General features: G+C 41.3%; 21 protein-coding genes. 4 read left to right on the top strand and 17 right to left on the bottom strand.

Features of this window, described 5'->3' with window-relative positions; genetic code table 11:
• Positions 1–21 precede the first annotated feature (21 nt).
• Together C727_RS0106950 and C727_RS0106945 are read right to left on the bottom strand one after the other, a co-directional pair.
• Complete coding sequence (locus tag C727_RS0106950) at positions 22–3,147, bottom strand: efflux RND transporter permease subunit (RefSeq protein WP_017444907.1); 3,126 nt, start codon at positions 3,145–3,147, stop codon at positions 22–24.
• On the bottom strand, positions 3,148–4,302 hold the full coding sequence (locus C727_RS0106945) for an efflux RND transporter periplasmic adaptor subunit (protein WP_017444906.1): 1,155 nt from the start codon (positions 4,300–4,302) through the stop codon (positions 3,148–3,150).
• 507 nt (positions 4,303–4,809) lie between these two features.
• Between C727_RS0106945 and C727_RS0106940 the strand changes: the two genes are divergently transcribed.
• The 3 genes from C727_RS0106940 to C727_RS0106930 all read left to right on the top strand — a co-directional run bounded on the left by C727_RS0106940 (position 4,810) and on the right by C727_RS0106930 (position 6,850).
• Positions 4,810–5,124, top strand: a complete 315-nt coding sequence (locus tag C727_RS0106940; protein WP_017444905.1) for an isoamylase early set domain-containing protein — start codon at positions 4,810–4,812, stop codon at positions 5,122–5,124.
• 181 nt (positions 5,125–5,305) lie between these two features.
• The gene (gene cysK, locus C727_RS0106935) at positions 5,306–6,271 is read left to right on the top strand and encodes a cysteine synthase A (protein ID WP_017444904.1); all 966 of its coding nucleotides are present in this window, start codon (positions 5,306–5,308) and stop codon (positions 6,269–6,271) included.
• A 135-nt stretch (positions 6,272–6,406) separates the two neighbouring features.
• Positions 6,407–6,850: a hypothetical protein gene (locus C727_RS0106930; RefSeq protein WP_017444903.1), complete on the top strand. Its 444-nt coding sequence runs from the start codon at positions 6,407–6,409 to the stop codon at positions 6,848–6,850.
• Between the two features lies 1 nt (position 6,851).
• Here C727_RS0106930 and C727_RS0106925 read toward each other — a convergent pair whose 3' ends face one another.
• The 9 genes from C727_RS0106925 to C727_RS0106885 all read right to left on the bottom strand — a co-directional run bounded on the left by C727_RS0106925 (position 6,852) and on the right by C727_RS0106885 (position 12,842).
• Entirely contained in the window at positions 6,852–8,222 is a 1,371-nt protein-coding gene (locus tag C727_RS0106925) for a tetratricopeptide repeat protein (protein ID WP_017444902.1), read from the bottom strand.
• An 11-nt stretch (positions 8,223–8,233) separates the two neighbouring features.
• Positions 8,234–8,854, bottom strand: coding sequence for an energy transducer TonB (locus C727_RS0106920; RefSeq protein ID WP_017444901.1), 621 nt, complete (start codon positions 8,852–8,854; stop codon positions 8,234–8,236).
• Between the two features lie 45 nt (positions 8,855–8,899).
• Positions 8,900–9,307 (bottom strand): ExbD/TolR family protein, encoded by a 408-nt coding sequence (locus C727_RS0106915; protein WP_017444900.1) that lies wholly within the window; start codon positions 9,305–9,307, stop codon positions 8,900–8,902.
• Positions 9,307–9,642: a MotA/TolQ/ExbB proton channel family protein gene (locus C727_RS0106910; protein WP_017444899.1), complete on the bottom strand. Its 336-nt coding sequence runs from the start codon at positions 9,640–9,642 to the stop codon at positions 9,307–9,309. The genes C727_RS0106915 and C727_RS0106910 overlap by 1 nt, the downstream gene beginning before the upstream one ends.
• A gap of 3 nt (positions 9,643–9,645) precedes the next feature.
• On the bottom strand, positions 9,646–10,932 hold the full coding sequence (locus C727_RS0106905) for a MotA/TolQ/ExbB proton channel family protein (RefSeq protein WP_017444898.1): 1,287 nt from the start codon (positions 10,930–10,932) through the stop codon (positions 9,646–9,648).
• Positions 10,929–11,681, bottom strand: a complete 753-nt coding sequence (locus C727_RS0106900) for a DUF3450 family protein (protein WP_017444897.1) — start codon at positions 11,679–11,681, stop codon at positions 10,929–10,931. The genes C727_RS0106905 and C727_RS0106900 overlap by 4 nt, the downstream gene beginning before the upstream one ends.
• A gap of 227 nt (positions 11,682–11,908) precedes the next feature.
• The gene (locus tag C727_RS0106895) at positions 11,909–12,103 is read right to left on the bottom strand and encodes a YqaE/Pmp3 family membrane protein (RefSeq protein ID WP_017444896.1); all 195 of its coding nucleotides are present in this window, start codon (positions 12,101–12,103) and stop codon (positions 11,909–11,911) included.
• Positions 12,104–12,185: 82 nt separating this feature from the next.
• On the bottom strand, positions 12,186–12,536 hold the full coding sequence (locus tag C727_RS0106890) for an MAPEG family protein (protein ID WP_237742324.1): 351 nt from the start codon (positions 12,534–12,536) through the stop codon (positions 12,186–12,188).
• A gap of 123 nt (positions 12,537–12,659) precedes the next feature.
• On the bottom strand, positions 12,660–12,842 hold the full coding sequence (locus tag C727_RS0106885; RefSeq protein ID WP_017444894.1) for a hypothetical protein: 183 nt from the start codon (positions 12,840–12,842) through the stop codon (positions 12,660–12,662).
• Between the two features lie 427 nt (positions 12,843–13,269).
• Between C727_RS0106885 and C727_RS0106880 the strand changes: the two genes are divergently transcribed.
• Positions 13,270–14,283 carry a hypothetical protein gene (locus tag C727_RS0106880; RefSeq protein ID WP_017444893.1) on the top strand — a complete coding sequence of 338 codons (1,014 nt, stop codon included), beginning with the start codon at positions 13,270–13,272 and terminating at the stop codon, positions 14,281–14,283.
• A 78-nt stretch (positions 14,284–14,361) separates the two neighbouring features.
• Here C727_RS0106880 and metH read toward each other — a convergent pair whose 3' ends face one another.
• From metH to C727_RS0106850, 6 genes are all read right to left on the bottom strand, one after another.
• Positions 14,362–18,060 (bottom strand): methionine synthase, encoded by a 3,699-nt coding sequence (metH, locus tag C727_RS0106875; protein WP_017444892.1) that lies wholly within the window; start codon positions 18,058–18,060, stop codon positions 14,362–14,364.
• A gap of 49 nt (positions 18,061–18,109) precedes the next feature.
• A complete protein-coding gene (locus tag C727_RS0106870; RefSeq protein WP_017444891.1) occupies positions 18,110–19,036 on the bottom strand; it encodes a homoserine O-succinyltransferase in 927 nt (308 codons plus the stop codon).
• 96 nt (positions 19,037–19,132) lie between these two features.
• Entirely contained in the window at positions 19,133–19,927 is a 795-nt protein-coding gene (locus C727_RS0106865; protein ID WP_017444890.1) for a prolyl hydroxylase family protein, read from the bottom strand.
• A gap of 15 nt (positions 19,928–19,942) precedes the next feature.
• Positions 19,943–21,124, bottom strand: coding sequence for a methyltransferase (locus C727_RS0106860; RefSeq protein ID WP_017444889.1), 1,182 nt, complete (start codon positions 21,122–21,124; stop codon positions 19,943–19,945).
• The gene (locus C727_RS0106855) at positions 21,117–22,148 is read right to left on the bottom strand and encodes an acetate--CoA ligase (RefSeq protein WP_155949187.1); all 1,032 of its coding nucleotides are present in this window, start codon (positions 22,146–22,148) and stop codon (positions 21,117–21,119) included. Before C727_RS0106855 ends, C727_RS0106860 begins: the two co-directional genes overlap by 8 nt.
• Positions 22,149–22,240: 92 nt before the next feature.
• On the bottom strand, positions 22,241–22,798 hold the full coding sequence (locus C727_RS0106850; protein ID WP_017444887.1) for a TMEM165/GDT1 family protein: 558 nt from the start codon (positions 22,796–22,798) through the stop codon (positions 22,241–22,243).
• Positions 22,799–22,951 lie beyond the last annotated feature (153 nt).

The raw sequence follows: 22,951 nt of genomic DNA, 5'->3' as shown, positions 1-22,951 counted from the left end.
CTAGGCTAAACCGGTCGATAATTACTGCTTATTAATTTGTTCAGCGCGTCCGAAGATAGCGCGTATATCATTTAATATCACATATAAAGTTGGCAGTAATAAAAGTGTCATAATTGTAGAAAACAAAATACCAAATGCAAGCGAAACTGCCATGGGCACCACTATTTTTGCTTGTAAGCTGGTTTCAGAGACAATTGGAATTAAACCAAAAAAAGTCGTTAAAGAAGTCAATAAGATGGCTCTAAAACGACGCGCGCCCGCAGCCTGAACTGCATCCAGCAGACCTTTTCCTCGCTCTATAGTATGATTGACATAATCAACAAAAATCAATGAATCATTCACCACAACGCCAGCTAACGCAATCACACCAAACATTGACAGAACACTCATTGCAAGCCCGAGCAAATAATGACCAAGCACAGCCCCAACGATACCGAATGGAATAACAGCCATAATAATCAGTGGCTTACTATACGATTTAAGTGGGATCGCCATTAACGCAAAAATCGCAATGAGCGCAAATAAAAATCCTACTTTAAGCGAGTCTAACGCTTCTTGTTCATCTTTGGATGACCCATATAGCTCGAATTTCACGTCTGGATATTGCGCTAAAATTTTAGGGATCAGCTTAGTTTGAACTTCATTTGCCAGCGTGCCAGGTTCGGCAATCGCTTTATCCACCTTTGCTGTCACACTAACTGAGCGCTGATGATTAATCCTCTGTATAGTGGCATAACCTTCACCTAGGCTATAATCAGCGACCATAGAAAACGGCACCCGACGACCGTCTGCCGTGGTTAGCCACATATTGTCTATATCAGCAATGGAACTTCGCTGCTGCAGCGGGTAGCGCACCATTACTCGGATCTCTTCGTCATCACGCTGGATACGCTGCACTTCAACCCCATAGAATGCCGCTCTAACTTGCTGCGCTATATCTGCTAACGTCAAACCGAAACCTGTAGCAGCAGGTTTTAGCGCTAACTTTAACTCATCTTTACCACCGCTGTAACTGTCATCAATATCATATACACCGGTAAACTCTGACAGTTGGTCTTTTAATGTTTTGGCGGCCGCCGCAATTTGTTCGATATTATCGCTACGAAATAAAAACTCTAAATCCGCCCCGGCCCCCCCAGAGATAGAGCCGTTAAAACTGACAGAGCGTACCCCTGCAACCTCACCAAATTCTTCACGCCATAAATTGGCCACCTGCATTCCATTAATTTGCTCACTATATTTTTTATTTAATTCGGCCCACGCCATTCCGGTAATTTGTCCATCAATAAAAGCAATGCTGTGCGCAACAACATCCTCTTCTAAATCGGGAAAATGCTCCGCTTTCACTCGATATAAAGCCGCTTGCAATTGATCAACGGCCATTTGCGTACGCGCATCTGGCGTGCCATCTTCCATCGTCAATGTCGCTTGCACATAATCACTCGGTAAATTAGGAAAAAATACAAAACGTACTGCACCTGACGCCATCAAAGCGATTGCTAATATCAAAATGGCAATAAAACTTGCTAAGGTTGTATATCTAAAGCGAACACACCTGGCAAGAAGCGGTAAATACAAGCTATCAATAACGCTTTGCAATGCTCGATCGACGCCACGTCGAATGCGCCCTAAGATAGATTGTTTTAACTGGCTTGTCTGAGGGGGTTTATGTTTGGCGATTGAGGTTAAATGAGAGGGCAAAATCCATTTAGACTCGATTAAAGAAAAAGCTAGACACAATACAACTACCATTCCGATCGAAGACCAAATTGGTGACGAGGGGCCGGAAACAAACAACATAGGTAAAAACGCAACAATAGTGGTTAAAACCCCAAAAGTTGCTGGCATTGCAACCTGATTAGCACCCCGCACCACAATATCTCGCCCTGGCCCATGTACTTCAACTGACGCATGCACACTTTCACCAATAATAATAGCATCATCAACCACTATGCCCAGCACTAAAATAAAAGCAAACAGGCTAATCATATTGATACTGACCCCTGCAATTGGCATCATAGCGAGGGCGCCGAGAAAGCTAACAAAAAGGCCTATGATAACCCAAACGGCCAAACGTAACTGTAAAAATATAGATAGAATTAAAAACACCAATAATGCGCCCATCAGCATATTATTGAGCATTAAATCTAAACGTCCCTGCAAATAATAAGATGAGTCACCCCATATCGAGAGCCCAATTTCATCCGGCCAGCTTTGTTTTTTTTCTTCGATGTATTCGTTTACAACACGAGATATCTCTAAATCGTTTTGTGTACCAACCGATTTTACCTGAATACCTATACTGTTTTTTTGATCAAATTTTGAATACCAACGTGTTTCAACAAATGCATCTGTAATTTGAGCAATATCTCTCAACAACAACTCACTACCATCGGCTTGAGTTAAAATACTAATCTGCTCAAAATCAGCTTTGTGATAAGCTTGCCCTATCGCCCGCAATAAAATATCCCCGTTGCGGGTTTTTATAGTGCCACCCGGCAGGTCAAGCGAAAACTGACGAATACGCTCAGCCACAAAAGCCAAAGTAATATTATGTTTGCGTAGGGTTTGCTCATCTATCTCAATCGCGATTTCGTATGCCCGAGCCCCTTGCACATCAGCCGTAGTAACACCTGGTAATTGAACGATTTCATCCCGAATTTGACGAGCATAGTCTTTCATTTTTCGCTCGCTCAAATCGCCAAACACTTGAACCCATAAAACGGCTTGTTCCGGTTTAACGCGATATACTACCGGATTTTCTGTATTCTCGGGAAAACTCGGGATGGCATCGACCTGAACTTTAACTTCGTTCATCAATTCAATGACATCATACCCTTCTTGTACCTCGATCATTACGCGTCCCAATCCCTCCTGCGCGACTGACTCGAGCGATTTTATGCCTTCTATCTTTTTAACTGCTTCTTCCAGCTTCAATACCACGCCTTCTTCAACTTCTTTTGGCGCCGCCCCCAAATAAGGGACCTGAACATGCACTACATCAACTTCTATGGTCGGGAAAGACTGCTTGCGTATACTAAAGCTGGCGTATATGCCTGCAATCACTATCAGAACCATTAACAAATTAGCAGCAACTGGGTTATAAACAAACCACGCTATCAAGCCCCCTTGTTTATTCTCTTTCATTTATTCAGCTCCATCTGCCTGTGATTGCACCCTGATTTTCATGCCGGTTACAGGCGTACTTAGCGCTGAAGTGATCACCCTATCACCTGGTTTTAAACCCGAAGCTAAATAGACATAATTTTTGTCCTTGTATCGAATATCTAACGAGCGAATGTGTAATACACCGCTATTTTCAACTAACAAGGTTTCTCTGGGTGTCAATAAACTGCGTTCTATGCGTGCTGTTTTACCCACCTCAGCGACTGGGATTTGGGCTTGCACATATTGACCAAAAAATAACGGTTTGGCATGTTGGCCTTTAATATTATAAGGGTCTTGGATATCAGCAATTAAATAAATTACTTGGCTATCGCTGGTCACTATTTTTTCACTGCGCACCAATTGCGCAGACCAAAATACATGGGGTTCTTCTAAACTGGTTAACCGGATAGCGATAGGTTCAAAGTCAACTTGATTATGATCGCCTAAAATCATGCCTAGCTGTTTTGTAGTGACAGGCAAACGAACTTCTGCACTGTCGGTTGCATGCAAAGTGGCGACGGGTTTCCCTGGACTTAGATAATCGCCCAGCTGCGCGTCGCGAGAAACAATAATAGCGTTGTATGGTGCAAAAATACGCGTACGCAAAAGCTGCAATTCAGCGTCCTCTAATTGCGCCTTCGCAAATGCTAAATCAGCTTCAGCCGCTGCCAATTGTGGCTTACGCAAGGCTAAATCTGTTGGCTGGTCAGAAATATTCTGCCATTCAGCCTCAGCCACTCGGCCGCGTGCTTTTTCTTCACTTAAAGCTGCGTCGGCTGCCGAACGATTGGCTTTAGCAGACGCCAACTGGGCGCGGTAATCTGAATCATCCATGGTTAACAAACGAGTGCCTTTTGTTACCCGCATACCAACTTTAAACTGTTCACTGATATCATTCACCTGACCTGTGATTTGTGCACTTAGTTGACTGCTTTGTGTCGCTTGCACAAAACCTTGGCTGAACAGTTCAATAGGCCAATTTTGCCAACTCACACTTTCGACCTCCACCAAAGGAGGTTGATGTTCTATCGGTTTTTTAGCCGGCGTTTCTTTTGATTGAACTAACATGTAGGCCAATCCAATTGCACCTATTAAAATCAGTGGCGGGAGCAAATAATGAGCTTTGGTTTTCATTGAGCGATTCCGTATTGTTATCAGCTAACTTCGAGCATTAGATAGCGCTTTAAAGGTTATGTCCGTCGTTACACTGTGCTTCAAAAATGTGCACTCGTGATATCTTAAATGGCATTGAAAGCAAACCCAATAATTATTTGCTGCCAAGATAAGTTTAATCACAAGGTAACATTGAGCAGGCAAAATATTGAATTTAGATAATAGCTGTATAATAATTAGCCTTGCAGGTATGATCCTAGACAAGTTATAAAAAGCGCGACTAACTTTACATAAGTTAAGGTATCTACTGCGCTTTTTAAAATATTTTTACGTGTCGGGAAAGATCAGGGTTCAAACGAACAATTAAAAAAGTACACATGCGACACGGCTAAACTGACTGTTTAGCCAAATTCCAATGACACGCGGTGGTAGCTTACTGATTTTCTGGTATACAATTTGTATCAGATTGTATTCTAACCAGTGTAGGAAGATTTATTCTTTTACATAATGAAACTATAGGGACCGAGTATGAGCCTGAAAAAACAATTTTTAAAATCTAAACCCGTTTGCAAAGTGACCTTCCGATTAACCGCAGAGCAAGCTCAGCAGGCTGACGAAGTATTTTTAGTCGGCGATTTTAATGACTGGGAACAAACGGCTAACCCAATGAAAAAATTAAAAAGTGGTGACTTTAGCTTAAATTTAAATTTAGAAGCTGGGCAAAGCTATCAGTTTAAATATCTGCTCAACGGTGAAACTTGGGAAAATGACTGGGATGCTGACAACTACGCGCCTTCTCCAGTCGGATCAGGTGATAACTCTGTCGTTGATTGCAACGCTTAATTTTCGCTCATCATCATTTGTTCAGGTACTGGCGCATTGGCGCCAGCCACGACTTTTTTAAAAAAAATTCACTTCTCCTCTTTTTTATTATCTGCTATTTGTTATAACTAAATGTCACTTCTGTTTATTAATTTTTTAGTTATTCTTACACTGACATAAATATAATTAAGGAACTCTTGCAATGAACTACTTTGAAGATAACTCTTTATCTATTGGTAATACACCTTTGGTAAAACTTAAACGTGTCACGTCTGGCAATGTTTTTGCAAAAATCGAAGCTCGTAACCCAAGCTTTAGTGTTAAATGTCGGATCGGTGCAAATATGATCTGGGACGCTGAAAAAAAAGGTATCTTAGGGGATGGCAAAGAGATTGTTGAACCAACCAGTGGTAATACAGGGATCGCTTTAGCGTTTGTTGCTGCCTCTCGTGGTTATAAGTTAACGTTAACAATGCCCGCCACGATGAGCCTAGAGCGACGTAAGTTGTTAAAAGCCTTAGGTGCTAATATTGTGCTCACCGAAGGCCCAAAAGGCATGAAAGGTGCCGTGGCTAAAGCGGAAGAAATTGTTGCTCAAAACCCTGAAAAATATGTTTTATTACAACAATTTGAGAATCCTGCTAATCCTGAAATACACGAAAAAACAACAGGCCCAGAAATTTGGCAAGCCACTGATGGTAAAATCGACATCTTTGTTGCCGGTGTTGGCACTGGCGGTACGATAACTGGGGTGAGCCGTTATATTAAAAACACCCAAGGTAAAGCCATTCAATCTGTTGCAGTTGAGCCAACTGATTCTCCAGTGATCACTCAAGCAAAAGCTGGTCAAGACTTAACGCCTGGACCGCATAAAATTCAAGGTATTGGTGCAGGGTTCATCCCAGGTAACTTAGATTTAGACTTAGTCGACTCAGTTGAATGTGTCTCTAATGAAGAATCTATGGCCATGGCTCATCGCTTAATGAAAGAGGAAGGTATTTTAGCTGGTATTTCTTCAGGTGCCGCTGTCGTTGCTGCAGAACGTTTAGCAGCCAAGCCAGAAAATAAAGATAAAAATATCGTTGTGATACTGCCAAGCTCTGCTGAGCGCTATTTAAGCAGCCCATTATTTGCAGACGTTTTCAGCGAAGCTGAATTAGTTCAATAAACCAACACAGATGATCAGGGTTTTTGAGACCCTGATCATTTTTGGCCTTCAACCGCCCAATGACTTTACTTTGCCCCTTAATAGTTACACAATAACATTTATAGTTCTTATCTAGGATGTAAAATAAGGCAAACGATGAATAAGTCTACTCAATCAAAAATCAGCATTTTAGGGTTTTGCCTTTTGTTGTTAAATGCCTGTAACTGGTCAGCTAATGAGGACTTATCGCCAGAAACAGTTGCGTTAGAGTTTTTTGACAACATTTATAATCATAACGATATTGAGAAAGCAGTTAAATTGGCAACGCCTAAATATGCTCGAATTTTGCAGCACTACGGCAATACTAAACGGGTCCAGTCTGTTTTATTTAACCGCAGATACGATAAGGTTGATATCCAACTCAGCAAAGATGTTAGATTTAAAGAGGGTATTTCGCCTCAGGCTGAGCAAACCACTGTCACTGTCTTATTAGATGGCAGTTATGCCGGCAACAGGTACAAAGATCTTAAATTTGTTCTGTTAAAACGCCAACCAGAAGGCTGGCGAGTTGAAAAATTAAAAACAGATCCATACCGCTAACTTATAAGCGGTTGTTCAATAAACTTTCTAACGAACGAATATTTTTTATTAAATCGCTGCGGTCTGGGTTCTGCTGGTAAACTTGGCGTAGCAGGTCCAATGCATGCGAATAATCTTTTTGATCGATCAACAGTTGGGCTCGACCGAGTAAAGCGGCTTCTTTATAAGCAGGCATAGCTTGTGCGCGTAAATAATAAAGATCGGCTTGGTTATGATTATTTAACTGATAATATAAGTTAGCTAAACCTAACACAATTTGCCCGTTAGCTGGGTCCTCGGCTACAGCCTCACGATAAAAATCTAGACTTTGTGCCGTATCTCCGTTCGCCATTGCGAGCTTTGCCTGTATTAGTGAGATTTGTGCTTGTTGAGATTTGCCAAACTCTGCTTTTTTAGCAACTGCGGCCGATAATAATTGAGTTAACGCCTGCCACCTCTGATTAGATGAAAGCCAGTGCATGATAGAGATTAAGCTTGAAAAATGACTCTTGTTTGCATTAATCAATGCTTGTTTTCCCTCGACCAATAGAGCAACAGCTTGGTGGGCGCTACCACTTTGAATATGCAACTTAACTAACAGAGACAAATTCTCATTCGTCAATGGAGAAATCAAATTAGCCGTTTCTAAACTGCTAATGGCCACTAGTCTATCTCCGCGTTTAAGTGCTAACTGACCGCGCTGTAGCCAGAGTTTTGCGTCATTAGGGTTTTGTTTTATCATTTGTTCTAACAACCGCTGTGCTCTATTTGTTGCATGGCTATCTATCAATGCATACAACAAACCTTGTTGCCATTGCTCATTGCTCGGCTCTAACATCAATGCATTTTCGTAAGCGGCAATCGCACTGGCCGAATCATGCTGTTGTAAATTTACGTACCCCAATTGACCATAAATTTGAGCATCGGGTTGAACTAACGTTAACGTTTTCACTAAATGTTTTTGTGCTTGCGCTAAGTCCCCTTGTTTTAAATATATCAAGCTCAAATTACGATGGCTTAACACAGACGCTGGCATTATTTGTAGAACAGATAAAAATTCAGTTTTAGCTAACGAATATTGCTGTTGACCCATTAATACCTGGCCTTTTATCTCTCTCAGAGCTGGGCTCAAGTCGTCTGGTGATAACTTAGCAAATGCAGCTAGGACTTGGTCATACTGTCCGCGTTTTAATGGCTGCTGAATGTCTTCAATAAACTGCCGCTCGGTCGTTGATATTTTGCCTTGGCGTGAATAAATATAAGGATTGTCCAGCTCGAACAGCCAATTAGGCTCTGCAATTAAGATACTTACATCTGCTCGAGCGAACAAAGGGGTTAATAATAAAAACAGCAGTTGAATCGGCAAAAATTGTTTTATTTTAAAGTTATTCATTGTGAAATCCACTAGGCTTCAATTTGCACAGGCCAAATAAAACGTGCTCGGACCGCTTCGTTTTCTTTGGACGGTGCTGTAAATTTGCTTCCTCGGACAAATCTCTGAATTTCTTTGTCCAATTCATGATGAGGATTTTCTAAAATTTCAATCAGGGTAACATCGCCCTGTTCATCAATCATAACATCTAACTTAACCACAACTTTTTTAATACCTCGGCGCTTTAGGCGTTTAGGAAAATGAATTTTAATCGGTGTTAACAGTTTCGGCTGTCCATCTAGGTCGTTTAAATCAAACGCATCCCAATCAACCTCTGGCATTTTCCACTGTTGTTTTGTCAGTGTGATTTGTGGAGTCTCTGGGCTATCAATTTCAACTTCAACGTCCAGTTCTAACTCAGTCATCTCAATTACAGCGCCCTGCCCTGCAATTTGCATATTTACATCAGCTTGCTGATGCACTCGTTGACTTTGAGGCGGCGGTGGAGGTGGCGGAGTGGCAGCTAACTCAATTTGTCTCACTTGTATTTCGGCGTTTGCTGTTTGCCCAACCAGTTGGGTCAACCAAAAACTACCGATTGCCAAAATGAACAAACAAGTTCCTGCAAAAAAAGCAATCATATATTTTTGCACTGTGATAGCTCCTTAGCGATACAGTTTATGTTAAAGTTCACCGCTTTATGGGGTTAGTGTTGCAATATTAACCGCTTTGGTACCGGCCATTTTTACTTCGTCAATGGCGGCAACCAAACGTTCACTCGGCACCTGCTTATCGACTTGTAAAACTACGGGTTTTTGCTCACTGCTTTGAACTTGAGAAAGCGTATTTCGAATACCTGCTATACCGATATTTTTACCGTCATAAACCACTCTACCGTCAGCGGTTAACGCAATTAAAATAGACATTTGATCTAATTTTTGGGCTGAAATCGCTTGTGGTTTGTCGACCTCAACGCCTGTTTCTTTTACAAACACAGTTGAAACAATAAAAAATATCAACAAAATAAATACCACATCTAATAACGGTGACATATCAATGGTTTGCATCGTTTGATTTTCTAGTTTTTGCACTAAACGGCTGGCCATTAGTTATTCTCCGATTGTAATTTAGTGAAAAAACTCAATAACAGCCATCCAGGGATCGCTAATACCAGACCAAATTGAGTGGTTAATAATGCATCCGCAATACCTGCCGTCACTATTTGACTATCAACCCCTTGCGTCATCATGCCAACAAAGCTAGTTTGTAAACCTAAAATGGTGCCTAACAGCCCCATTAATGGCAACGCATTAATAAGCACTTGCGCAATCATGGGTTTATCTGAGCCTTCTAATTTTTGCAACACCGCGAGCACATAAGCAAGCCAGGCCACCAATAGCATGGCCCAACATAAGGGATTATCTAACATCAGCTGCCACATAAATCACCCCATTGATTGAGCATGTTTGGGCGCATCGTTTGCGCTTAATTGAATCGCAAAACTTTCTAATTGACTGTAGTATTTGCGTGCCCAACGCGACAAAACGGCATTCAAAATTAACGCTGGGATGGCAACCACCAGCCCAAGTTCAGTAGTAATGAGGGCTTTTGCAATCCCCCCTGAAATGACCTCTGGGTCACTCGATCCAAAAGCTGTCATCATTTTAAAAGTTTCAATCATGCCACTTACTGTACCTAATAAACCTAACAGAGGCGCGACCGCGGCGGTCACCGCTATCACATTCAACCATTTTTCTAAATGGGTTTTATCTTTCTGTAATTGAATAAATAAATGATCTTCACGTGCTTGTTGGTTAGATACAGAATTTGCTACCTCAACGAGCTTTTGTTGCATGCCTTTAATCTGGTTATACACATCTGACTTCATGTGCAATAATTGCTCTGTTTGAGCAGGTGTCAGGTCAACGAACTTAGCTAACCTGGACATTTGAATCACTTTAAATAAACCAATTAAAACGGCCAAACAGGCAAAAAATACAATGGGTACAACCCAAATACCGCCTTTTACAAGATGTTCAATGGTTGACTCGTCACTTTGTTGGCGTGTAAAGGCGCGGCCTAAACTAGCATCCACCGGCAAATGCCCCGATCCCTTAGTTTGTAGATCAATAACCGTATCAGCCAGCTCGTCTGGTAATAGAGCTTGAGCTTGAAAACCTTGCTCTGTTTGATCGGCCAAACCAACTTGTGTTTGCGGGCCGACAAACCAAGTAATGGGACCAATAGATAAGGTTTGTGCATTTACCAGCTGACCAGTGGGCAAAATAACTTTATTCGGTTGCCAGTTAGGACGTAAAAAATAACCTGCTTGTTCAGCATAGTTTTTAACGGCTGCTATCTTTTCAGCATTCTGTAAGACAGAAAGTTGTTCATAGCTGAACCCTTGCCGCTGTAAAAATCTATCTAATAGATTTTGTTGGAACTCAGCTTGTTTAACCCAATCTGTTAGCCTGTTTTCCAATTGTTGCAATGATAAGGTTTTTTCATCTGCTTGGCGGCGCGCAACTGAGGTTTGCTCGCGAAGACCAAGCACTTTCTGCTCTAACTTTCTCAGTTCGTCCGCTAACTTAGCTTTTTCCGCTGATATCTCGGCTTGTGTCACTTGCAAGCGTTTTTCAGCGTGTTCAATTTTTTGTGTAAAATCAGCTTCGATCGTCGCGTTTACAGAGGCTGTGAATACTAAGCCCCAAAATGCTCCCCAAAATTTCATCTGTTGACCTCACTTAAGTTTACTGGCACTAGTGAGAACTCTGGCTGTTGACGCTTTTCGTATACAGCAACTGCATCCAAAATCGGCTTCGCGTCCATTTGATCATCAAATTTCCAGCGCCATTGATCATCAATAACTTTGCCTATGCCTTTTACATTTCCATCAGCGGAACTAAACCAAGCAAGTGCGGCACCCAAATACAAACGTTTCACCAAAACTTCTTTATTATTTGGCGTCTTAATGATGTCTTCGCTGATCGAAATTTGCTGCTGCAGACTAGCCAATTTTGATAATTTTGCTAACACCAACTGTAATTGAGATGAAACATTTTGGGACTGAGTTGAAGAAAGCGTTTCTTTGTCCCACTGTGCTTTTAACACTGGTGGTAACAAAGGGTATAAACTATTTGTTTTAGCCAATAATCCGGCCATCGCATTTTGCAATTCCTGATGCTGTTTTTCTAGTTCATTTTGTTTAGCTAACAGGCTATTTCGTTTTAAGTCTACTTCATTTTTAGTAGTTCGACTTGCCGCCAGAAGTTTATTTAAGCTGCTTAACTCTGCGTTCAATAGTTGCATTCGCTGTTTTAAGACGGGTTTTTGTCGCTGCCAATGTACTTTCAATTCAGTTTGTTGATGTTCAAGGGCCAACCACTGTCGTGTCAGTTCGTCCAGACTTTCAGGCTCTGCAGAGAACAAAGAGCAAGATAAAAAACTAAAACAAAGGAGTATGAGTTTGTGATTTTTCATATAAGATAAAAATTTTAAAGGTCAGATCAATATGCAACACTAGACTATCAAAAAGTAAAAATAATGCAAGTGATAATCAATATCAACTGCATTTGATGTCTATACATTAAACTAATTATCTTTTGGGAAATTTAATACTGGCGGAAAACTTGAAACGAAACTAAGTTAAAAAGCTAGCAAAAAAGGACTAACGATGAATATATTAGTCCTACCTATGTTCGAGCTGGTTAGTCGCGTCGACCTAAAGCTTCATTGATTTTTTTATCAGTATTATATTGACTTAGTGCATACACAGCCCAAATTGCGGCTGGTAACCAACCGATCAAAGTGATCTGTAAAATCAGACATATAATGCCAGCAAAAGGTCGACCGATGAAAAAAAAGCTTAACCAAGGAAGCAATAATGCCAATAAAAATCTCATTGTTCTCACCTGTATTAGTTTTTATGTAAGGGGTTTAAATGAATTATGGCATAAAAAGAGGGTTAATCACGCATAAATTCGCCTAATGCGCTATTTGGACGATTGAATGAACGAGCAAGGACAGGTTACTTAAAAAACCAAGTATGAAAAAATAACTTCTAGGACTTGGGTTTTTTTCGGTTGCAATCAGATAGTATAAAAGCATATGGATGACTCTAAATCCCACATAGGCTAGGGTATAAATGCCAAGGAACAAGGGCTCCACACCCACAAAAATAGCAAGCATAAAAGTCGCTAACATAGCTGGCAGATTTTCGAGTGTGTTCATAAAAGTTCTATGAGCGCGAAAAACAAAACTATGGTGACTCAAATCCTCACTAATTTTACCTGGTATTGCACCTGGTTGACTTGCTTTCGCAATAGACGCAACCATCCATTGCACAATAGTTAAAAAAATTAGAGCAGCTAGGCTTGCCAGTGCAACTTGATATTCGGGTAAAAACACTAGTCAACCCCTCTACATTACCGTTAGTTTTAATATCTGAGAACCTAACATTTAACTATCTTCAAATTTCTGTTGTTCTAACTCTAAATGATCGATTTGCTCACGCAGTATCTGCGCTTTGTTTTTGAGCGTTTCATAAAGTTCAATATTTTGATCTAACTCCGCCCGAGTTAAGGCTTGTTGCACTAGCTCATATTCAGCGATCAATTGTTGCTCTATAGCATTCGAATTCATTTTAACGATCTCCTAAATGATAAATTTTTAACGGCTTATCCCTCTTAAAGGATCATAATCACTAGGTTTCAAAACAACTTCATTCAAACTGGTAAAAAATCTGACAGGTAAAATAAATTAGACTCTTGGTGTAAAATAAGCTAAATATCAGTTCTTTACACAATAAAAAGCAAACAAAAAATAAACATATTAAAAACAAATAAGACGCATCAAATTTAAAAAAATATTTAATATCAATAGGTTAAAAATGGAAACGTTAACCCAAAAAGTCAACATAATTTACAATTTTATTACATAACTTTCTAGCCTTACATTCGCATCATAATTAATGTATTTAAAATCATAGGGTTATAAAATATGGCACAAAATATGATTTGAACCCAATGCCAATAATGGTTTACACGTATAAGATGTAGAGGTATCAAAAATGAACACTAATAAACTGCTTAAACCTTCTGTAATATTGTCACTTCTGATTTCAACTCAAGCGCTTCAACCAGCCCATGCATTGCTCATTGAAACTTCAACTTCGGCTGAGTCAAACGCAGCCGTCAATGCACAAATATCGGCTGATGCAAATTCAGGGGTAAGTGTGGATTCGACATCTTTTGTAACGCTTACAAACGATATTGGGAATGATCCGGGTGCCGCACTAGCAAGCTCAGGCAGTACGGTCACTGGAGATCTTCAGGCGACTGCTCAAGTTGCTGGTTTAGATGTGAATGCTGAAGCAAAAGCATCACAAAGTTTCGACATCACAAATGATACAGGGCTGATGCAAGATGTAACATTCGATTTTACGGTACACCAAGGCAAGCTGGATATTTTTGCAGACATTATTGCTGAAATCGAAGGTGCGGGCTTGTTCACTGGAAGCTCTTCAATTGAAGCTGGCCTAAACGCACAAATACTATTAGACAGTGTCGTACTTTGGAGTTCGGACGTCGCTTTAAGCTATAGCCAAAGCGGATACTCAACTAACTTAGCTGGTATTAATTTAAATACAGAAACAGGGGGGAGTTTAAGTACCGGCCTATTTGGCTGGGGGGAATATAACCATAGCCTAGATCTCGGTCAATTTAATAATAACCAACAAAAATTACTCGAATATGAGGTAAGTACCTACGCCGACATTAACCTAGATCTAGATTGCACGCTCGTTGAAGTAGACGCTGGCCTGGGTGGAGGCTTGGCCACACAAACAACAACGGCAAATACACTCGTAGAAGGTCAACTGGATATTGCCGCAGGTTTGAGCATGCCCCCCTGCTTGAGCAACCTCCCAAATGCATTGGCTTTATTTGGCGACCCAGTCAACTTTACTACCCCTGTTACAGTGAGCTTTAGTAGCGCACCAACACCGGTGAACGAACCAATTGGCATTGCAATCTTGTTATCGTTATTATTACTTGCCCATCGTAAACAAAACAAAACCGCTTAATGTTGGCCAGAAAGCAAATAAAGTACCGCGAAGGATTAAAAGCCCTTCGCGGTAATAACTTAACAATCGGTAAAGGGTTTAAGCATCCGGGTCATAATCTAAATTCGGCGCCAGCCATTTTTCAGCTTCAGTTACTGTCATGCCAGTGCGCTCTGCGTAACTTTCCACCTGATCCTTTTGAATTTTCCCAACCGCAAAATATTTGCTGTCTGGATGAGCAAAATACCAACCACTCACTGACGCACCAGGCCACATGGCATAACTCTCGGTTAATTGCATACCAATTTTTTGCTCGACCTGTAAAAGCGCCCATAATCGTTGCTTTTCAGTATGTTCAGGGCATGCAGCGTAACCGGGCGCAGGGCGGATACCTTGATATTTTTCTCGTATAAGATCGTCATTTGTAAGTTTTTCATCGGCCGCATAGCCCCAATAATCTTTACGAATACGCTCATGTAGATATTCCGCAAACGCCTCAGCCAATCGGTCAGCAATTGCTTTTACCATAATGCTGTTGTAGTCATCATGCTGCGCTAAAAAAGTATCTGCCCACTCGTCTGCTCCAAAACCAGCAGTCACCGCAAATGCGCCGATATAATCGGCAACTTCTGAGTCTGCAGCCGCAATATAATCGCTTAAACAACGATTATAATTGGCCGCTTTTTTCTCACTTTGCTGACGCAAATGATGCAGGCGAGTCAGCACATGCTGACGCGAATCATCGCTATACACTAAAATATCATCATCTTCACTACCAGCCGCAAATAAGCCAAACACTCCTTTTGCGGTAATAGTGCCTTCTTGTTCAATACGATCTAACAAGTTGTTAGCATCGGCAAACAGTTTTTGCGCTTCTTCACCAACAACTTCGTGTTTTAAAATAGCAGGATATTTGCCAGATAATTGCCAAGTTAAAAAAAACGGTGTCCAGTCAATATAATCTCTTAATGTATTAATAGACACATTATTTAACTCGGTGATCCCAAGCTGCTTAGGTTTAACCGGTTGATAAGTATCAAACGAAAGTGGAAATGGGTTTTTACGAGCCTCTTCTAAGCTAACTAATTTTGTTCTAGGGCCACGGTTAGCGTGCTGTTTACGAACACGCTCGTATTCTAAAACTACTCGATCCATAAAAGCAGGTCGCAGCTCGTCACTTAATAATGCCGACGCAACCGAAACACTACGAGAGGCATTAGGAACATAAACGACTGGGTGATCATAATTTTGTTCTATCTTAACGGCTGTATGCGCTTTAGACGTGGTTGCACCACCAATAAGCAGAGGGAGTTCAAATCCACGGCGCTGCATTTCTTTAGCCACATGCACCATCTCATCTAATGATGGAGTAATTAGGCCAGATAAACCAATGATATCGCACTTTTCATCAATCGCAGTTTGCAAAATTTTGTCGGCTGGCACCATGACACCTAAATCAACAATTTCATAGTTGTTACATTGGAGAACAACCCCAACGATATTTTTACCAATATCGTGAACATCACCTTTAACCGTGGCCAGCAAAATTTTTCCGTTAGTCTGACCTTCGGCTTTTTCTGCTTCGATATAGGGCTCTAAATAAGCGACAGCCCGCTTCATCACCCGAGCCGATTTAACCACTTGAGGTAAAAACATTTTACCTTCACCGAACAAATCACCCACAACATTCATGCCGTCCATCAAGGGGCCTTCAATTACATGCAATGGACGCTCTGCCTGCTGCCTAGCCTGTTCTGTATCTTCTTCGATATAATCAGTAATGCCTTTTACAAGCGCATACTCTAGACGCTTTTTGACATCCCAGCCCCGCCACTCTTGCGCACTGATGTCTTTTTCTTTTTCACCGCTATCACGATATTTTTCAGCTATTTCTAATAAGTTTTCAGTTGCGTTGGGGGTTTTATTTAAAACAACATCTTCAACTGCATTTTTTAATTCGCTTGGGATATCATCATAAATTGCTAATTGTCCAGCGTTGACTATGCCCATAGTGAGGCCATTTTTAATCGCATAATATAAAAATACGGCATGAATGGCTTCGCGCACCGGGTTATTACCTCGAAACGAAAAGGATACATTAGAAACCCCACCTGAAATCATTGCGTGCGGCAGGTTGTCGGTAATGTCTTTACAAGCTTCAATAAAATCAACAGCATAGTTATTATGCTCTTCTATACCCGTCGCCACTGCAAAAATATTCGGGTCAAAAATAATGTCTTCTGGTGGAAAATCGAGCTGATCGACCAAAATATCGTACGAGCGCTTACAAATCTCATATTTGCGTGCCCGCGTATCAGCCTGCCCTGTCTCATCAAACGCCATAACAATGACCGCTGCACCATAATCACGAATCAACTGTGCTTGTTGAATAAAGTTTTCTTCACCTTCTTTCAAACTGATAGAGTTGACAATACCCTTACCCTGAATACATTTAAGACCGGCTTCTAAAATTTCCCATTTAGAAGAGTCGATCATAATAGGCACACGTGCAATATCTGGCTCAGAGGCAATCAGATTCAAAAACTTGACCATAGCAGCTTGTGAGTCCAACATGCCTTCATCCATGTTGATATCAATGATCTGTGCGCCATTTTCAACTTGCTGCCGAGCCACTTCTAACGCTTCATCAAACTGCTCTTCTTTAATCAATCGCTTAAATTTTGCTGAGCCAGTCACATTGGTTCGCTCACCAACATTAACAAATAATGAATCGGCATCTATCGTTAAAGGTTCTAAACCAGATAAACGGCAAGCGCGTTCGCGTGCAACTATGTCACGCGGCTTCACACCGTCGACCGCACCAGCAATCGCAGCAATATGTTCAGGTGTGGTTCCACAACAGCCACCTACAATGTTAAAAAAGCCCGATTCTGCCCACTCTTTAATGTGTATGGCCATATCTTCTGGCGACAAATCGTATTCACCAAATGCGTTCGGTAAACCCGCATTCGGATGGACTGATACTGCATAGTCAGAAACCCGCGCCATTTCTTCTACATATTGTCGTAATTCCGCTGGTCCTAACGCACAGTTCAAACCGATAGAAAGTGGTTGTAAATGCCTTAATGAGTTGTAAAAAGCTTCTGTCGTTTGGCCTGATAAGGTGCGACCTGAGGCATCAGTGATAGTCCCGGAGATCATGATTGGCAAACGTACATTTTTATTTTGAAATGCTCGTAATACTGCAAAACCTGCCGCTTTAGCATTTAGCGTATCAAAAATGGTTTCGATTAAAATTAAATCAACACCACCATCGATTAGTGCTTCAGTGGACTCTATATAAGCTTCAACTAACTGATCAAAATTAATATTGCGAAAGCCAGGATCATTTACATCTGGCGAGATAGAGGCTGTTTTACTGGTTGGACCTAAAACCCCGGCAACAAACCTTGGTTTTGCTGGGTTTTGATCAGTAAACTCATCTGCAACTTTCCGCGCCAAACGAGCAGACTCTATGTTGATCTCTTTTGCCAATGACTGCATGTCATAGTCGGCCATAGAATGAGTGGTGGCATTAAAGGTGTTGGTTTCAATAATATCAGCCCCCGCACCTAAATAGCCACGATATATTTCGGCAATTAAATCAGGTTTGGTTAGTGATAATAAATCATTGTTGCCTTTTAAATCGCTTGGCCAGTCGGCAAAGCGTTCCCCCCGATAATCCTGTTCCGTCAGCTTAGCATTTTGGATCATAGTACCCATGCCGCCATCCAAAACTAAAATTCGCTCTTTTAATAAGTTTTGGATCTGTTGGCCAACTTCACTTAACTTGCTCATTCATAAACCTTCTTAAAAATTTTGTTGCACACCTAAACCAAGGGTCCGTTTAGGCATCTGATAATTTTGCCAAATCAAACGGCGTCGCCTGATAAACATAATGATTTAACCAATTGCAATACAAAAGATTGCCATGGCTACGCCATAGGTTGATCGGTGTCTGTTCCGGATCATCTTGTGGAAAATAGTTTTCGGGTAGTGCAGGATTTAAACCTTTTTTACTATCCCGCCAATATTCTTCAGCCAGTGTATCCGCATTATATTCCGCATGTCCGGTAATAAATACACTACGCCTATCTTTACTCGCCAATAAAAAGGCTCCGCCCTCTTCACATGTTGCCAGCACATTAAGTTCTGGATGTGCCAGCATAGCGTCTAACGGCACTTCGGCATAACGCGAGTGAGGCATGTAAAAATAGTCATCAAATCCTTGCGTTAGCGGTTCTAACAAATCGAGAGTTTTATGTTTGTAGATACCTGACAGTTTTTTTTCACGAATACCACGCTGCAAACCGTATTGGTGATATAAAGCAGCGTGTGCAGCCCAACAAAGATAGACGGTTGATTGCACATGCTTTTTTGCCCAATCCATAATTTCGCACATTTTATCCCAATACTTAACTTGATGATAATCAATCAGACCTAAAGGCGCGCCAGTCACGATCAAACCGTCGTAATTTTTTTTGTTTTTAACATCATCAAATAAGTGATAAAAAGTGTTCATATGCGATGACGGGGTGTTTTTAGACACATGCATATCTATCCGTAATAAGTCGATGTTAACTTGCAACGGTGTATTCGCTAACAACCTCATCAACTGTATTTCGGTTTCGATTTTATTCGGCATCAGGTTTAAAATTGCCAATTCTAATGGTCGGATATCCTGACTCATCGCTCGACTGTCAGACATCACAAAGATGTTTTCCTGATTCAAAACTTTGATAGCAGGCAACAGATCGGGAATTTTGATAGGCATTACAATGGCTCCAAAACACTGATAAAGGGCGCAAATTGTCTCGCGATCGGCTGCTTTTGTCAATTGCTTTACGTCTAGACGTCTAAACGGCCAAATCTAGGCACTTGTTCGAGTTCTAAACCACTTTGTAATAATAAATTTTTCGCCACAAAGCACGGGTTTTCCTTGGTGCAGACTGGCACCATTGAGAGCCCCATCCAGGGTTAAATTATTCCAGATGAGCGCCCGTCCTTGCACAGGTTTTAGCGCAAGTTTTGAATGGACAAAATAAGTTTCACCACCGTCGATGACATCATTTAAATAAATCATCACAGTGAAAGTACGCTGACCCATTTGGCCGCCATGATAAATCAGTTCGTCTGCATCAAAATAATCGGTATGAGCTTTAAACTCCTCGCCTACCCGATAATGTTGCCCTTGCATGACCTCTCCATAACCTGTTGGTAGACCTAAAAAGCGACTGATTTTTTGATCTACCTTAGCGACTACGGCATCGTCTAAAATGCCCAAATCACAGGTTCGACTCGTCCTAAAAGCAGTGTCAGAGGTTTCCGAAGCCAATTGGGAGGGGTGCGAATTGCGTTTGATGAGCTCAATTAAATGCGCACAATCATTTTTCGCTAAAAACTGGTCCTGACAATATAACTGAAGATTTTGTGCGGAAAGCCGCTCGGCTAAACTTGCATCTAAAACATTTGAAACCGCTTGCAACTGTTTGTGAAGGGTGATTGTGGGTTTTTTTTGGCCTTTTGCTGAGACTAAAGCCTGTTTTATTGCGATCTCAGAAAATTGATTTTTCCTCAAAATATCAATTAGCTCAGCGAGCGCGCAACCACGCTGGAGATTCTCTTGTAACCAGTTCAACCAATCTGGCGGTAACACTTGTTTCATGCAAGGTTTCCTTAACTAAAGTGAGGCACGAATAAATAGGTTTCTTGGGGTGATGGCGTAATCACAAAAAGCGTTCACCTGAACCTGATAACCTTGCTCCACTAAAAACAATGCTCTATCCAATACCAACCAATATTCAAGCGGCCGTTGAAAAACATGCCGCACACGTTCTAACATTTGAATAAACTTATGCCGTTCTAAACCTTTTTGCAACCACAATGACTCTTGGATTGGCCGATCATAAGAGAGCCCCTGATGAGCTAAACCCCATAGTGCAAAGTCTTTAAACGCTCCGCTAAAATAACTTTTTTGCACAGACGGCAAAGATTTGTAGCTGTCATCACCCGTGATTGCTTCCCGAAGCGCCTGATAGGCCAACCGCCAGACGACTTCGGTTTTGCGTAATCGTTTAATGCGCTCTCCACTCGTCACCTGTGCCTGCACTGCCAACTTTAACTTGGCTTTAGTTACAGCTAACCCCTTGCTTTTAACAAACTCAGACACTCCAGTGTAAAGCTCATCATTGATTAAATGATAACAGCAGGGGGCAAGATAAACTTGTGGTGATTTTAAAAGTTGAACCTGACGCAGTAATTTTAAATGCAAATCACCGCAGGCATGCAAGGCCACCAGTGGATATTTGCTATTTAAAAAACTTAAATCATCTTGCAGAACATCCGTATGATAGAATTTCTGTGCAAGTTGATATTTTTGTGCCAGTGCTTCGCCCTGCTGACATAAATGAGCTTGCCATTCTAAACTTGTCACTGAAATATTATGCTGGTAGGCCAAAATACGACCAAGATGGCCTTTACCTGAACACCACTCAATGATCTTGTCAGACCCTTGCAGTTGACTAGAAAGTGCTTTTATCTGCTCGATTTTACGGCCATGGATGCCATTTTTTAACCAAAAAGGTATTTCAGGTAATATATTTGACGGTGAGTGCAGCACTGATTCTAAACTCGCCTGATATGCATCTAACCAAGATTTTAAATCTGTGAATACAGCATTTAACAAACCTTGTTGCACAATACTATCTGCTTCCGTGCTGAACTGAGCGACAATTTCATCAATTTTTTTATTACCCCAAGGTATTTGACGTTGGGCAAACGGCACAAAATTCCAGCAACTCTGATGGCGCTTCAATATCTCACTTAACGAGCGGACCGCTGGCTGTATATTCTGGCTATTCATCACTGTCTTTCAGCAATAAAATATGTGCTTGCACAAAATCAGGCAAATGCTGATTCGCGGCGTGGTAGTCACGCCAACCTTGATAAAAACCGACCATAAGATCTAATTGAAACAGGTTATTTTTAAACGCGCCGCCCTCATCTGCTAATAGTGTTAAGCGAGTAACTGTTTGTTGATCTTGTTTGTAAGTTAGCGCAATTAATTTACCCAGTCCAAGTTGCTGGACATCTCCAGCAACTGTCACTTGTGGATAGATTTGAATTTTGCGCTTCGCTGTTTTCCCGTACCCCATCACACCCGGTACTTCACGAAAATACCAATATCTTGCTTGCTGGTCCTTTTCAGCGGCATAATCATAATCTATACCGTTATTTCTATCGACATTAAAATAACGGGTGCTGTCACCTTGCTTCACGACCGCTGTCCCTTGCAACAAGATGTCATGCAAAGCTGCTTCGGTAACATAAATTAGCGGCGGAGCAAGCTTTTGTGTATCTATCACTCCGCGCATGACTTGCTGGCGGCTATATTTAAACCTTGTTAGTTTGTTTTTTTGTATCTGTGCCTGATCTTCAGTCAAGCCTACTTCGTCATACGGCAAACTATATAAAGCATGTACATATGGCTCGACTGGCTGAGCTTTTCCCGTTATCTTTTTGGCATAATATTTAGTCAATAATATTTTGTTTTCGGGAATACGATTGAGCAGGCTTTTGCGCCCTTGATTATCGGTTTTAGCAGCAATTTGACGCGCACGCTCAAGCTCAGGGTACCATGGAACCAGTTCAAAATTCTGCTCAATGAAAGCAGCGTCATGCAAACGACTTTGGCGTTTGGCCCGCACATCTTGTCGATAGGTGTGACAAATAAATTCCAGTGTCTTTTTAACCTGATCTAACGAAAATTGCCGGCTGTTGAGGCTACCACCATGAATGGCTTTTTGATCAAATTCAACACCCAGCGCGAGATACTCATTGGTATTGTCGGCCAGCTGACAGAGTTCAGAGCCTTTAAACGCTGTCATTTTTCCAAGCTGGTATGCCCACGCAGAGTTTTTCAGCCCTAAAAAAAGCGATACAATTAGCCCAAATAATACGGTTCGCATCGTCAAATGCCTCAACTAAAAACTAATGTGGCAATGCCGGTAATGATAAAAATAGCACTGGCAAAAAAATGCACCCATTGCATATTGATTTTTTGCAACAACCACTGCCCGGTATAGGCTACTGGAACGTTTGCCACTAACATGCCTAACGTAGTGCCAGCAGTAACTAACCATAAATCTTGGTATTTTGCGGCCAACAATACGGTGGCAAGCTGGGTTTTATCGCCAATTTCAGCAATGAAAAAGAGCCCACAACTGGCTATAAAAGCATTATATTTAAACCAGTTGGAGTCTTCACTTTCCTCTTTGTCCGGAATTAGCAGCCATAGTCCAAGCAAAATAAAGCTAATCGCTAAAATCAAAGATACCCAAGCTTGCGGAATAAAATCAATAATAGAGTCACCCAACCAAGCAGACAGGCCGTGGTTAAACAAAGTGGCCACTGTAATACCAGCAATTATTGCAAGCGGCCGGTGATAACGGGCGACTAAAAAAAGCGTCAGAAGCTGGGTTTTGTCGCCAATTTCGGCAACCGCTACACTTAATGTTGAAGTTAAGAAGGTGTCCACAAGTATCCTACAAATTATACAATAAATGTGCTTGCAGCCCCGAAATAAGCGTTAAATGAGGCGCACAGCAGTGAATATGAAGGGGCTGCAGTTTACCTTATGGGTGTTAGATAGGCAATTTCCACAGCAAAAATGGTTTTTAAATTAAACTTA

Source organism: Gayadomonas joobiniege G7 (genome assembly GCF_000300815.1).
Classification (GTDB): Bacteria; Pseudomonadota; Gammaproteobacteria; order Enterobacterales; family Alteromonadaceae; genus Catenovulum; species Catenovulum joobiniege.
The sequence above is the reverse complement of the archived record's forward strand: the minus strand, read 5'-3'. Positions and strand labels throughout refer to the sequence as shown.